Origin of the sequence: Sulfitobacter sp. 1A15106 (genome assembly GCF_043556995.1) — a bacterium.
In the GTDB taxonomy this organism is placed as follows: Bacteria; Pseudomonadota; Alphaproteobacteria; order Rhodobacterales; family Rhodobacteraceae; genus Sulfitobacter; species Sulfitobacter faviae.
Window position 1 is genome coordinate 392,925 of record NZ_JBIFFM010000001.1, and the last position, 13,359, is coordinate 406,283.

A 13,359-nucleotide genomic window follows, 5' to 3' on the forward strand; every position below is an offset into this window, starting at 1 on the left:
GCCCCGGCGATGCTTATGTTATCAGCGGATGTTTTTGTTGTCAGCGAAAGGTTTCGGGCTGCGGCTTAGCCTACGCCCGTGCGGCCGCGCCGGTCTTTGCGCAGGGAGGCGTAGAGCACATGGGTCCGCCAGCGGCCATCGATTTGCAGATAGCTCTGCGCGACACCCTCGTATTTGAAGCCCGCCTTTTCAAGCAGGCCGCGGGAGGCTTGATTTTCCGGCAGGCAGGCGGCCTCGATGCGCGACAGGTCGAGGCGGGTGAAGGCCTGATGCACCGTCGCTTCGATCGCCTCGCGCATGTAGCCTTGGCGGGCAAAGGGTTCGCCCGTCCAATAGCCCAAGGTGCCGGATTGGGCCGGCCCCCGGCGGATGTTGTCGAGGGTGATCGCACCGACAAGGTTTTGATCGCTGCGCCGGATCAGGAAGAGCGGCATGGCATTGCCCGAGGAGACCGAGCGCTGCGCCCAGTAGACGCGGTTGGTGAAAGCCTTGCGGGTGAGGTGATCCTCGGCCCATGTCGGCTCCCACGGGCGCAGGTAGTCGTTGCTGGCGCGGCGCAGGGCCGCCCAGGCGCGGAAATCGGCGTGGATCGGCGGGCGCAGGGTCAGCCGTTCCGTTTCAATCCGCAGTTTGCGTCGCCCCAGCATCAGGCGGCGCGTCGGTTGTGAAGGTCGTCCAGCGTCGGGGCGGCGTCGACCGGACCGTAGAGCGCGAGAGCCGCCGGGGCTTGCGTGGCCATGCGTTCGGCGAAGTCGCGCACGTCGCCGGTGGTCACCGCGTCGATCTGCGCGACGGTTTCTTCCAGCGGCGGCACGCGGTCCCAGATCTGGATCAGCCGGGCAAGACGTTCGGCACGGTTTGAGGGGCTTTCCAGCCCCATGAGCAGCCCGGCCTTCATCTGCGCGCGGGCGCGGGCGACTTCGGCAGGCGACATGTCGGAGGCCGCGCGCTTCATCTCGTCGATGGTGATATTGGCCAGTTCGGGCAGTTGTTCGGCGCTGGTGCCGGCGTAGATCGTGGTCATGCCCGTGTCGGCATAGGCGCCTGCTTGGGCGAAGATCGTGTAGCAAAGGCCGCGATTCTCACGAATCTCTTGGAACAGGCGGGAGGACATGCCGCCGCCCAGAGCTGAGGCGTAGATTTGGGCGATGTAGATGTCGTCGGAGCGGTACCCGGGGCTTTCAAAGCCGAGGGCGAAATGGGCCTGTTCCAGCTGTTTGACCTGTCGATATTCGCCGCCGCCGAAACGGGCGCTGTCGATCTGGTAGAGCGTCTTGGCGGGCATGTCGCCAAAGAGGCTTTCGGCGAGTTTGACGATTTTGTCGTGGTCCACCGCACCGGCAGCCGAAAGGATCATCTGCTCGGGCCCGTAGTGATCGGCGATGAAACGTTGCAAGTCATCGCGCGAGAAGGCGGAGACCCGCTCGCTCGGCCCAAGGATCGTGCGACCGATGGGCTGATCCGGGTAGGCCTGCTCTTGCAGCCAGTCGAAAATCACATCGTCGGGCGTGTCGAGCGCTTGGCCGATCTCTTGCAGGATCACGCCGCGTTCGACTTCGACTTCCGAAGGGTCCAGTACCGGGTTGCGCAGAATGTCGGCAATCACGTCGAGGCCGAGCGCCACGTCATTTTCCAACACGCGGGCATAATAGGCCGTCACTTCGCGCGAGGTATAGGCGTTGATATAGCCGCCCACATCCTCAATCGCCTCGGCGATTTGCAGCGAGGAACGGGTCGCGGTGCCTTTGAACGCCATATGTTCAAGGAAATGCGCGATACCGTTTTGCTGCGGGGTCTCGTGGCGCGCGCCTGCGTTGACCCAGACGCCGATGGCGGAGGAGGCAAGCCCCTCCATATGTTCGGTGACGATGCGAAAGCCGTTGGGCAATGTGGTCTGTTGTAGGCTCACGCGGAGAGGTTTCCTTTGATATGCGCTTTGAGCGCGTCGAGGTCGTTGGGCAGCCGGGTGAAACGTTCTTCCCGGTCGAAAAGGTCCGCCATGCGGGGCGGCAGGCCCGGGCGAATGCCGGTTGCGGCTTCGACCGCGTCGGGGAATTTGGCCGGATGGGCGGTGGCGAGGGTGACCATCGGCGTGGCCGGATCGCGCAGATCATCCGCGACTTTCACACCGACAGCGGAATGCGGGCAAAGCAGCTCGCCGGTGGTGCGGCGGCGGTCGGCGATGGTGGCGGTGGTTTCCTCTTCGGAGACGCGGCCCGAGCGGTAGATGTCTTGCAGCGCTTGCATCGCCCCTTGAGAGACGTCGAAACCGCCCTGCCCCAACTCGTCCATCAACTGCGCCACGGCACCGGCGTCGCGGTCATAGGCGTCAAAGAGGGCGCGTTCGAAATTCGAGGAGACCTGAATGTCCATCGAGGGGCTGATTGACGGGGTCACGCTCCCCTTGTGATAGCCCTGGCCCGAGAGGCAGCGGTGTAGGATGTCGTTCTGGTTCGTGGCAACGACGAGATCGGCGATGGGCAGGCCCATGCGCTTGGCGATATAGCCTGCGAAAATGTCGCCGAAATTGCCGGTGGGCACGGTGAAGCTGATCTCACGCAGGGGCGCGCCGAGGCTGGTGGCGGCAGTGAAGTAATAGACCACCTGCGCCAGCACCCGGCCCCAGTTGATCGAGTTCACGCCCGCCAGCCGCACGGAATCGCGGAAGTCGAAATCGTTGAACATGTCCTTAAGGCGGGCTTGGCAATCGTCGAAATCTCCGTCGATGGCCAGCGCGTGCACGTTGGATTCCGCAGGCGTGGTCATCTGGCGGCGCTGCACGTCAGACACGCGGCCATGGGGGTAGAGGATGAAGACGTCGACATTGTCGAGCCCCTTGAAGGCTTCGATCGCGGCGGAGCCGGTGTCACCCGAGGTGGCGCCCACGATGGTCACCCGCTCGCCCTTGCGGCCCAAGGCGGCTTGGAACATCTGGCCGATAAGCTGCATGGCGAAGTCTTTGAACGCCAGTGTCGGCCCGTGGAACAGCTCAAGCAGGAAGTGGTTCGGGGCGAGTTGCACCATGGGCGCGCGGGCGGTGTGGCCGAAGCCCTCATAGGCGCGGGCGATGATGGCGCGGAATTCTTCGTCCGTGAAAGTGTCGCCGATGAAGGGGCGCATAACCGTAAATGCGACCTCTTCGTAGCTCTGGCCCTGCATGGCGCTGATTTGTTCCGCGCTCAGCGTCGGGATCGTTTCGGGGACGTAGAGGCCGCCGTCACGGGCAAGGCCGGTCAGCATCGCCTCTTCGAAGGACAGAACAGGGGCGGAGCCACGGGTAGAGATATAGCGCATAGGGTCAGTCGACTTTCGGCGTTGCAGGGGCGCGGCGGCGGCGCAGGAAAAGGACGGTCATCGCCAGCCAGATGGCGGCGAGGGAAAACCAGGTGATCGCATATTGCAAGTGATCGTTGGGGATGCGGCCGGTATCGACGGGCAGCGGGGTGATCTTTGGTTCCGGTCCGGCGCCTTCGCGCATGACGATCAAAAGCGGTTCGGTGTCGAGGGTTTCGGCCATGACATCCACATCGCGGGCGAACCAGATGTTGCGATCCATGTCGGCCTCGGGCGTGAAGCTGTCGACCTCTTGCGGCCATTGCAGGTTGCCGGTCAGTGTGGCGGTGCCAGCGGGGGCGATGGCGTCTTTGTTCGACGTGGCGGTAAAGCCGAGGTCGATGAGCACGCGCCGCCCGCCTTCCAGTTCCATGGGTGCGATGACGCGGTAACCTGCGCCTTTCTGCTTTTGGCTGACCAGCACATGCAGCGCCTGCTCCCCGATCTCTCCGCTGACGGTGACGGGCAGATAGGCGTCGGCTTCCGGGTCAGGATCGGCGGGCAAGGCAACGGGCGTGGCGGCGATGCGGTTGTTGATGTCGGCGATGACCGCCTCTTTCCACGCCAGCCGCTGCACCTGCCAGACCCCGAGTGCGACGAGGATGGCTGCCCCGCCAAGGCCGACGATGATGAAGAACAGGCTGCGCCGCATTCGAATCTCTCTGGCTGAAACGACAAACGCGCGAAGAGGGCTTCGCGCGTTTGGGTTTTACGGGTGTGGGGCGCGGATGCAACCCCGCCCTATGGTCAGGGCTGGCCCCACATGTAGACGGCGAAGAAGAGGAACAGCCAGACCACGTCAACGAAGTGCCAGTACCACGCCGCCGCCTCGAAGCCGACATGGCGTTCGGGGGTGAAGTGGCCGCGCATGGCGCGCAGCAGGCAAACGAAGAGGAAGATCGTGCCGATAATCACGTGGAAACCGTGGAAGCCGGTCGCCATGAAGAAGCTGGAGAAATACATGTCGCCGCCGAATGTCCAATCGTCATGGACCAGCAGTTCATAGTATTCGTAAGCCTGCAGCGCGGTGAAGAGCACGCCGAGGATCACCGCGATGGTCAGGCCCGAGATCAGGTCTTTGCGGTTGTTCTCATGCGCCAGCGCGTGGTGCGCCCATGTCACGGCACAGCCCGACAGCAGCAGAACCAGCGTGTTGATCAGCGGCAGGTGGAAGGCATCGACCGCATGAATGTCGGGCTGGACGTATTCCGTGCCGACATATTCATACATCGGGTAAAGGGCCTGTTTGAAGAAGGACCAGAACCACGCCACGAAGAACATGACTTCGGACATGATGAAGAGGATGAAACCATAGCGCAGGCCGATGCGCACCACGCCGGTGTGATCGCCCACTTCGCTTTCGGAGACCACTTCGGCCCACCATCCGAACATGACGTAGAGGGTGGCCACCAGACCGCCCAAGAAGACGAAGGGGGTCATCCCGTGCATCCACAGGACAGCGCCCGCCAGCATGACAAATCCGCCTACCGACCCCAGCAGCGGCCAGGTCGAGGGGGGGAGAATATGGTAGTCGTGGTTTTTTGCATGGGCCATGGTTGCGGGTCCCTCACCTTTGTTCAATCAGGTCGTTAATTGGTTGTTGTGGCGCTGTCCTGATCAAGGGCGGCATAGCCCTCGGGCAGGTCAATTTCGTAGAATGTATAGGACAGAGTGATGGTATGTACAAACTTCCCATCACGGTCTTCGACCATTTCCGGGTCGACGAAAAAGCTTACCGGCATCTGCACGCGCTCGCCTGGGGCCAGCACCTGTTCGGTAAAGCAAAAGCAGTCGATCTTCTCGAAGAAGGCCCCGGCGGTATACGGGGTGACGTTATAGCTCGCCTGCCCCGCCACCGGTTTGTCGGTCGGGTTGTACGCCTCGTAAAAGGCCAACCCGGTCTCGCCGATGCGGATCTCCATTTCGCGGACCACGGGTTTGAATTCCCACGGCATGCCGTCGTTCAGGGAGCCGTCGAAACGGACCTTGACCGTCTTATCCAGCACGTCGGCGCTGGCGGCAGAGACCTGCCCCGGCGTGCCGCCAAAGCCGGTGACGCGGCAGAACCAGTCGTAAAACGGCACCGACGCCCAGGCGAGCCCGCCCATGAGCACCACCACGCCGACGGTTTGCATCACTGTTTTCTGAGGACCGGAAAGCGCCATTACTGTGTCACCTCGCGTTGCTCCGGGGGGAGTTCGAAATCGGTCTGGGTGATCTTGACGTAGGTCAACGCCATAATCAGCACCACGAAGGCACCCAGCATCAGGCCCACGCCGATGTTGCGGCCGCGGCGGCGATTGTGAAGCTCATGCTCTGGTCGGATGCCCATTACCAGCCTCCCAAGCCAAAGGTGCGCAGGGCCGCTTCGCCCAGGATCGCGCCGAAGTGCAAGAAGAGATAGGCCAGCGACAGGCGGAAGAACTTGCGCTCTTCGGCATAGTCGTCACCCTCGGCCATGACCTCATCCCGCTTCCAGATACGGTAGGCCCCCAAGAGGAAAGCCGCGTTCAGCACCAGCGCCACGGCGAAATAGAAGATGCCGCCGATGGCCGTGAAGGCCGTGCCAATGGCCAGAGCGGCCAGAAGGACGGTGTAGACGAGGATATGCAGCCGCGTGGCCGGGCGGCCATGGGTCACGGTCAGCATCGGCACCTTCGCGTCGTCGTAATCCGAGCGCATGAAGAGCGCCAGCGCCCAGAAATGCGGCGGTGTCCACATGAAGATCAGCGCGAACATCAGCCATGCCTCGACCGAGAAACTGCCCGTGGCGGCGACCCAGCCGATCACCGGCGGGAAGGCCCCCGCGGCACCGCCGATGACGATGTTCTGCGGCGTCAGACGCTTGAGCCACATGGTATAGAAAACAGCGTAGAAAAGGATGGTGAAAAGCAGCATCCCGCCCGCCAGTAGGTTGGTCGCCAGCGCCAGCATCATCACCGACAGACCCGAGAGCGCAACGCCGAGCGTCAGCGCCTCTCCGGGTTGGACCCGGCCCGAGGGGATCGGGCGCCCGCGCGTGCGGCGCATCACCGCGTCGATATCGGCATCCCACCACATATTCAGCGCGCCCGAGGCTCCGCCGCCAATGGCGATGAACAAGATCGCGCAAAAGCCGATGACGGGATTGACCGAAACCGGCGCGGCCAACAGCCCCACGAAGGCCGTGAAGACGACCAACGACATGACGCGCGGTTTCAGCAGGGCGAAGTAATCCCCCAGCTGCGCGTCGTATTCACTTGTTGGCGTATTGGTGATGTCAGTCATCCCGAACCTTCCAAGGGTAAACACGGGGCATGGGCCTGCGCCCTGCCCCGTGGCACTGGCTTACTTAGAGGCGACGGTCAGCGGCTGTTCGATGCCAGCATATTCCGCCTTGGCATTGCCAAGCCATTCCGCATAGGCCTCTTCCGAAACCACTTTGACGGTGATCGGCATATAGGCGTGCGCCTGACCGCAAAGCTCGGAACACTGGCCGTAGTAGACGCCTTCCTGCTCGGCGGTGAACCACAGTTCGGCCAGACGGCCCGGCACGCCATCCTGTTTCACGCCGAAGGCGGGGATGGTCCAAGAGTGGATCACGTCGCTGGCGGTCACCTGCACGACGATGGTCTTGCCCACGGGGATCACGACGGATGTGTCGGTGGCCAGCAGGAAGTCGTCGCGGCTATAGCCTTCGTCTTCGAGCTTGGCGACCATCGCGTCATCCAGCACGAAGGGGGTCACGTCCTCATCACCGTCGCCCAGCGTCGCCGGAGCGCCGATCATGTAGCTGTCAAAGGCGATCTCTTCGTCGACATATTCATAGGTCCAGTACCACTGGTTGCCGATGGCCTTGATCGTGATGTCCGCTTCGGGGATTTCCTGCTGACGGAACAGGATCGGCAGCGAATAGGCACCGATCAGCACAAGGATGAGAATCGGCCCGATCGTCCAGGCGATTTCGATCGGGGTGTGGTGGGTAAAGGACGAGGGGTTCGGGTTCCGCTTTTTGTTGTAGCGGATCATGACCCAGATGATCAGGCCGGTCACGAAGACGGTGATCGCGGCGATGATCACCAGAATCAGGTGATCCAAATCATGGATATCCCGCGCCAATTCGGTAACGGCGGGTTGAAAGCCTGTCTCGCCGTCAACAGGTCTGCCGATGACATCAAGCCCGTCAATGCGCAGGCTGTCCTGTGCCAATGCAGGCAGGGCGGCAAGGCTGGTCAAAAGACCGGAAAGGGGGAGTAGATGTTTCATATGTCGTCCTGATCTTGTGACCATTAAGAAGCCGATAAGCACCCCAAACCGCGGCTGCGATCCGGTGCCGTTGTAATCCTGGGTGCTTACAATCATATTCTGCCTACAAGATAAAGTCACATGCTTGCGTCATAGAGCCGCGCGAGACAGTTTTGTGACAGCAAGCAAGGATACCCCCGATGAGCCGCGCGCATTTCACCCCCTTCGAGGCCGATCTGGACCGAGAAACCGCTCTGAGCGTGCTGCGCGAGGCCGTGGCCGGCGCCGATGACGGTGAATTATTTCTCGAACGGCGCCGCTCTGAGGCGCTGGTTTTCGACGACGGACGCCTCAAAACCGCCAGCTATGATGCCGCCGAGGGCTTTGGCCTGCGCGCCGTGCGCGGTGAGGTGGCAGGCTACGCCCATTCGACCGAGCTGAGCGAAGCGGCCCTGCGCCGCGCGGCGGAAACGGCGCGGCTGGCGGTCGGCGATGGCGGCGGCACTTGGGCAGATGCGCCTCAGGCCAGCAACACGCGTCTCTATACGGACGAAGACCCCATTGCGGGCCACGCCTTCCCGGTCAAGGTCGATACCCTGCGCGAGATCGACGCCTATGCCCGCAGCCTCGATTCCCGCGTGGTACAGGTGAGCGCTACGATCGCCGCCAGCATTCAAGAAGTCGAGATTCTCCGCCCCGAGGGGCATTCGGTGCGTGACGTGCGCCCGATGACGCGGGTCAATGTCTCGGTCATTGTCGAGCAGGATGGCCGCCGCGAGAGCGGCGGTGTCGGCGGCGGCGGGCGGATCGGGCTCGACGGGATGCTGGCCCCCGAAGACTGGCAGGCGAAGGTCCGCGAAGCCCTGCGCATCGCCTGCGTGAACCTTGAAGCCGTCCCCGCGCCCGCGGGCGTGATGGACGTGGTGCTTGGCCCCGGCTGGCCCGGCATCCTGCTCCACGAAGCCATCGGTCACGGGCTTGAGGGCGATTTCAACCGCAAGGGCTCCAGCGCCTTTGCCGGGTTGATGGGCCAACAGATCGCAGCCAAGGGCGTGACCGTGCTAGACGACGGCACGATCCCCGACCGGCGCGGCTCGATCTCTGTCGATGACGAGGGCACCCCCTCGGCGCGCAATGTGCTGATCGAAGATGGTAAGCTGGTCGGCTATATGCAGGACCGTCAGAATGGGCGGCTGATGGGCAGCGCCTCAACGGGCAACGGGAGGCGGCAATCCTATGCGCATATCCCGATGCCGCGCATGACCAACACCTATATGCTGGGCGGCGACGCGGCACCGGGCGATATCGTGGCCGACCTCAAGGACGGGATCTATGCCGTGGGCTTCGGCGGCGGCCAGGTCGATATCACCAATGGCAAATTCGTCTTCTCCTGCACCGAGGCCTACCGTGTGCAGAACGGCAAGATCGGCGCGCCGGTCAAAGGCGCGACCTTGATCGGCGATGGGGCCACGGCCTTGCAAAAGATCCGCGCCATCGGCAACGACCCGACGCTCGACCCCGGCATGGGCAACTGCGGCAAGCAGGGGCAGTGGGTGCCGGTGGGTGTGGGCCAGCCCACTCTGATGATCGGCGGGCTGACCGTCGGCGGGGCCGCGACCTGACGGTGGCACGCTGGGGTTGAATCAAATACGCGGGAAAATCTTCATAGGTTGTTAAGCACTAAATCCTATACCTGATTCTGCAACGGACGGAGTTTCGGGATGACTGACAAGGACCTACATCCTTCTTCCACTCACCCCCCACTCCCACCCACCCAGGAAGATGAACAGTTTGCCCGGCTTCGTCTGTTGCGCTCTCGCCGTGTGGGTATTTCGACCTATCGGCGCTTGCTCGATGAACATGGCTCTGCCCAAGAGGCGCTGAAGGCGCTGCCGGAAGTCGCGCGTGCCGCCGGAATATCAGACTACCGCATCTGCCCCGAAGGGGTCGTTCAGGCGGAACTCAACGCCGCCCGCCGCGACGGGGCCCGGCTGTTGGTTGAGGGTGAGGCACCCTACCCGCGCCTGCTCAGCGACCTTCCCGATGCGCCGCCCTTCCTATGGCTGATCGGCGACCCGGCATTGCTGGGCCGTCCGATGATCTCCCTCGTGGGCGCGCGAAACGCCTCTTCGCTTGGGCTGCGCATGGCCCGCAGCCTCGCCGCCGAACTGGGCGAAACTGGCTTCGTCGTGGTCTCCGGCCTTGCTCGGGGCATCGACGCGGCGGCTCATGAGGCCGCATTGCCCCGCGGCACCATCGCCGTGCAGGCGGGCGGGGTCGACATTATATACCCTAATGAGAACACCGCGCTGGCCGGTCAAATTGCCGCGCAGGGGCTGCGGCTGTCAGAGCAACCGATGGGGCTGCAACCGATGGCCCGGCATTTCCCCCGCCGAAATCGCATCATCTCGGGCCTGAGCCGTGCAACGGTGGTGGTTGAGGCGGCGGCCCGCTCGGGCAGTTTGATCACCGCCCGCGACGCTCTCGATCAGGGCCGTGACGTGCTGGCGGTCCCCGGCCATCCGATGGACGCCCGCGCGGCAGGCTGCAACATGCTAATCCGCGACGGCGCGGTGCTGGTGCGCTCTGCCGCGGATGTGTTGGAGGTTTTGCCGGATGAGAAAACTCAGCCCCCGCTACCCCGCAGCAAGCCCCCCGCGGCCCCGCGCCCGGAAACGCCGCCGCGAAACCAAAGCCCTGTCGCGAAGCTCCATGCGCAGATCCTCTCTCGTCTCGGCCATGCGCCGGTTGCGGAGGATCAGCTGATCCGCGACTTGCAAGTGCCGAGTAGCGATGTCGCCCCCGCGCTCCTCGATCTTGAGATGGAGGGGGAAATTCAGCGCCAACCCGGCGGGCTGCTCAGCCGCTCCGCCTGACGCCGCGAAGGAGCGCGGCCCGGTCAAAGCGCCGCGAAATCGGAGACCAACCGCGGGGCAGTTGGTCGGGCCAATCAAGCCTCGCAAGCCGACCGTCGATGCCGGCGAAACGGCCCATCCGGCCTGCGAAACCGCTGCGCCGCAAACCCGTGTTACGCAGCAGTTGCATTGACAAACACCCCTGCAATCCCACATGAGACAGCGCAAAGCCGCCCCCGTTTTTGATCTAAGGTGCCTGTATTTATGCCCGTCGTCGTCGTCGAATCCCCAGCCAAGGCCAAAACGATCAACAAATATCTGGGCGACGATTACACCGTTCTCGCCTCCTACGGCCACGTCCGCGACCTGCCGCCAAAAGACGGCTCGGTGGATACCGACGCCGATTTCGACATGAAATGGGAGGTCGCCAGCGACAGCAAGAAACACGTCAAGGCCATCGCCGATGCGCTGGCCCAAGACAACGCATTGATCCTCGCGACTGACCCCGACCGCGAAGGTGAGGCGATCAGCTGGCACCTGCAAGAGGCGCTGACCAAGCGCAAATCGATCAAGAAAGACACGCCCGTCAGCCGCGTGGTCTTCAACCAGATCACCCAGAAGGCGGTGACCGAGGCGATGCAGAACCCGCGCCAGGTCGACATGCCGCTGGTTGAGGCCTACCTCGCCCGCCGCGCGCTGGATTATCTGGTGGGCTTCAACCTTTCCCCCGTCCTCTGGCGCAAGCTGCCCGGCGCCAAATCCGCGGGCCGCGTGCAATCGGTAACCCTGCGCCTCATCGTCGAGCGCGAGATGGAGATCGAGGCGTTTCGCGCCCGCGAATACTGGTCGGTGAAGGCGCTGCTCGCCACACCGCGCGGTCAGGAATTCGAGGCCCGCCTCGTCTCGCTCGCCGGGAAAAAACTCGAGCGCTTCGATCTGGCCGACGCCACGCAGGCCGAGATGGCCGTGCAGGCGATCACCTCCCGCGCGCTGAAGGTCATGAACGTCGAGGCGAAGCCGGCCAGCCGCAACCCCTCGGCCCCCTTCATGACCTCGACCCTGCAACAGGAAGCCAGCCGCAAATTCTCCATGGGCGCGCGCCAGACCATGTCGACCGCGCAACGCCTCTACGAGGCCGGCCACATCACCTACATGCGGACCGACGGTATCGACATGGCGCCAGAGGCCGTCTCGATGGCGCGCGATGCGATCAAGGACCGTTTCGGCGCGGATTACGTGCCGAAAGAGCCGCGCATTTACAAGAACAAGGCGAAGAACGCGCAGGAAGCCCACGAATGTATCCGCCCGACGGATATGACCAAGGACGCCAAGGCGCTGAATCTCGACGCCGATCAGGCGAAACTCTATGACCTGATCTGGAAACGCACCCTCGCCTGCCAGATGGAAAGCGCCCGACTGGAGCGCACCACCGTTGAGATTGGCAGCGACGATGCGCAGGTCGGCCTGCGCGCCAACGGCCAGGTCGTGCTCTTCGACGGCTTCCTGCGGGTCTACGAAGAAGGCCGCGACGATGTCGTCGACGAGGACGACAAGCGCCTGCCCCAGATCAGCCAAGGTGACGCGATGGACAAGCGCAGCGTCACGCCCGAGCAGCATTTCACCCAGCCCCCGCCGCGCTACACCGAGGCGACGCTGGTCAAGAAGATGGAAGAGCTCGGCATCGGCCGCCCCTCGACCTATGCCAGCATCGTCACCACGATTCAGGACCGCGAATATGTTCGCAAGGATGGCAACCGCCTGATCCCCGAGGACAAGGGCCGTCTGGTGACCGCCTTTCTTGAAAACTACTTCCGCCGCTACATCGGCTATGACTTCACCGCCGATCTGGAAGACCAACTCGACAAGGTCAGCGCCGGGGATGCCGCCTATAAGGAAGTGCTGCGCCGCTTCTGGCGCGATTTCTCGGCGGCCATCGCCGAGACATCCGAGCTGCGCATCACCGAAGTGCTGGAAAAGATTAACGAGGTGCTGGAGCCGCATCTCTTCCCGCCCACCGAAGACGGCAGCGACCCGCGGCTTTGCCCCAATTGCGAGATTGGCCGCCTGTCGATGCGCACCGCGCGCTCGGGCGGTGCCTTCATCGGCTGCTCGAACTACCCCGAATGCCGCTATACCCGCCCCTTCGGCCCGCCCGACCCGGAGGCCGAAGCCTCAGCCATCCCGCCCGACGGCAAGCTGCTGGGTGAGGATCAGGGCGACGAGATCCGCGTTTTCAAGGGCCGTTTTGGTCCTTATGTCCAGCGCGGCCCCGTCACCGAAGAGAACAAGAAACCCCCGCGCCAGTCGATCCCCAAGAATTGGGTGCCCGAGGATCTGACGCTGGAGCAGGGCGTAATGCTCTTGTCGCTCCCTCGTGAAATTGGCCCCCACCCCGAGGATGGCGTCATGGTCTGGGCCAACATCGGGCGCTATGGGCCTTACATCAAGCACGCCGAAAGCACCTCGCATCGGGGCGGCACCAATGCCAATCTCGAAGGCATCGATGAGGTTTGGACCGTCGGCATGAATCGCGCGGTGCAGTTGTTGGCCGAGAAAGTCGCCAGCCGCGGTGGCCGCGGCAAGGCCGCGAAACCGATCCGCGAGATGGGCGAGCACCCGGATATGGGCGGCGCGGTCAACGTCATGGAGGGCAAATACGGGCCTTATGTGAAATGGGAAAAGGTCAATGCCACGATCCCCAAGGAGATCGAACCGGCAGACCTGACCATGGAGCGCGCGGTGGAGTTGATCGAAGAGAAGCTCGCCAAATCCCCCGCCAAACGCAAAGCGGCGACGAAGAAGGCACCGGCCAAGAAGACGGCAGCCAAAAAGCCCGCGGCGAAAAAGACGGCCACCAAAAAGGCCCCGGCAAAGACGGCGACCAAGAAACCTGCGGCCAAGAAAACAACCGCGAAAAAAGCCGACAGCGCGTAAGCCGCGCATAGGC

The 13,359-nt window shown here is 63.3% G+C and carries 12 protein-coding genes; 3 read left to right on the forward strand and 9 right to left on the reverse strand.

What is annotated here, in order from left to right; genetic code table 11:
* Positions 1 to 65: 65 nt before the first annotated feature.
* From ACGYKA_RS01895 to coxB, 9 genes are all read right to left on the reverse strand, one after another.
* Complete coding sequence (locus ACGYKA_RS01895) at positions 66 to 650, reverse strand: GNAT family N-acetyltransferase (protein ID WP_271689988.1); 585 nt, start codon at positions 648 to 650, stop codon at positions 66 to 68.
* Positions 647 to 1,909, reverse strand: coding sequence for a pitrilysin family protein (locus ACGYKA_RS01900; protein WP_271693184.1), 1,263 nt, complete (start codon positions 1,907 to 1,909; stop codon positions 647 to 649). Before ACGYKA_RS01900 ends, ACGYKA_RS01895 begins: the two co-directional genes overlap by 4 nt.
* Positions 1,906 to 3,294: a threonine synthase gene (gene thrC, locus ACGYKA_RS01905; RefSeq protein WP_394411245.1), complete on the reverse strand. Its 1,389-nt coding sequence runs from the start codon at positions 3,292 to 3,294 to the stop codon at positions 1,906 to 1,908. The genes ACGYKA_RS01900 and thrC overlap by 4 nt, the downstream gene beginning before the upstream one ends.
* A gap of 4 nt (positions 3,295 to 3,298) precedes the next feature.
* On the reverse strand, positions 3,299 to 3,985 hold the full coding sequence (locus ACGYKA_RS01910) for an SURF1 family protein (protein ID WP_394411248.1): 687 nt from the start codon (positions 3,983 to 3,985) through the stop codon (positions 3,299 to 3,301).
* Positions 3,986 to 4,080: 95 nt separating this feature from the next.
* The gene (locus ACGYKA_RS01915) at positions 4,081 to 4,887 is read right to left on the reverse strand and encodes a cytochrome c oxidase subunit 3 (protein ID WP_271688018.1); all 807 of its coding nucleotides are present in this window, start codon (positions 4,885 to 4,887) and stop codon (positions 4,081 to 4,083) included.
* Positions 4,888 to 4,922: 35 nt separating this feature from the next.
* Positions 4,923 to 5,498, reverse strand: a complete 576-nt coding sequence (locus ACGYKA_RS01920; RefSeq protein WP_394410158.1) for a cytochrome c oxidase assembly protein — start codon at positions 5,496 to 5,498, stop codon at positions 4,923 to 4,925.
* Complete coding sequence (locus ACGYKA_RS01925; RefSeq protein ID WP_271688021.1) at positions 5,498 to 5,665, reverse strand: cytochrome C oxidase assembly protein; 168 nt, start codon at positions 5,663 to 5,665, stop codon at positions 5,498 to 5,500. The genes ACGYKA_RS01920 and ACGYKA_RS01925 overlap by 1 nt, the downstream gene beginning before the upstream one ends.
* Positions 5,665 to 6,600 carry a heme o synthase gene (cyoE, locus tag ACGYKA_RS01930; RefSeq protein WP_209219111.1) on the reverse strand — a complete coding sequence of 312 codons (936 nt, stop codon included), beginning with the start codon at positions 6,598 to 6,600 and terminating at the stop codon, positions 5,665 to 5,667. Before cyoE ends, ACGYKA_RS01925 begins: the two co-directional genes overlap by 1 nt.
* 60 nt (positions 6,601 to 6,660) lie before the next feature.
* Positions 6,661 to 7,578, reverse strand: a complete 918-nt coding sequence (gene coxB, locus ACGYKA_RS01935; protein WP_394411251.1) for a cytochrome c oxidase subunit II — start codon at positions 7,576 to 7,578, stop codon at positions 6,661 to 6,663.
* 179 nt (positions 7,579 to 7,757) lie between these two features.
* On the opposite strand from coxB, the gene tldD reads away from it, so the two are divergent.
* From tldD to topA, 3 genes are all read left to right on the forward strand, one after another.
* On the forward strand, positions 7,758 to 9,179 hold the full coding sequence (tldD, locus tag ACGYKA_RS01940) for a metalloprotease TldD (RefSeq protein WP_394411254.1): 1,422 nt from the start codon (positions 7,758 to 7,760) through the stop codon (positions 9,177 to 9,179).
* Positions 9,180 to 9,278: 99 nt separating this feature from the next.
* Positions 9,279 to 10,433: a DNA-processing protein DprA gene (gene dprA, locus ACGYKA_RS01945; RefSeq protein WP_394411257.1), complete on the forward strand. Its 1,155-nt coding sequence runs from the start codon at positions 9,279 to 9,281 to the stop codon at positions 10,431 to 10,433.
* Positions 10,434 to 10,676: 243 nt separating this feature from the next.
* On the forward strand, positions 10,677 to 13,346 hold the full coding sequence (topA, locus tag ACGYKA_RS01950) for a type I DNA topoisomerase (RefSeq protein ID WP_394411260.1): 2,670 nt from the start codon (positions 10,677 to 10,679) through the stop codon (positions 13,344 to 13,346).
* Positions 13,347 to 13,359 lie beyond the last annotated feature (13 nt).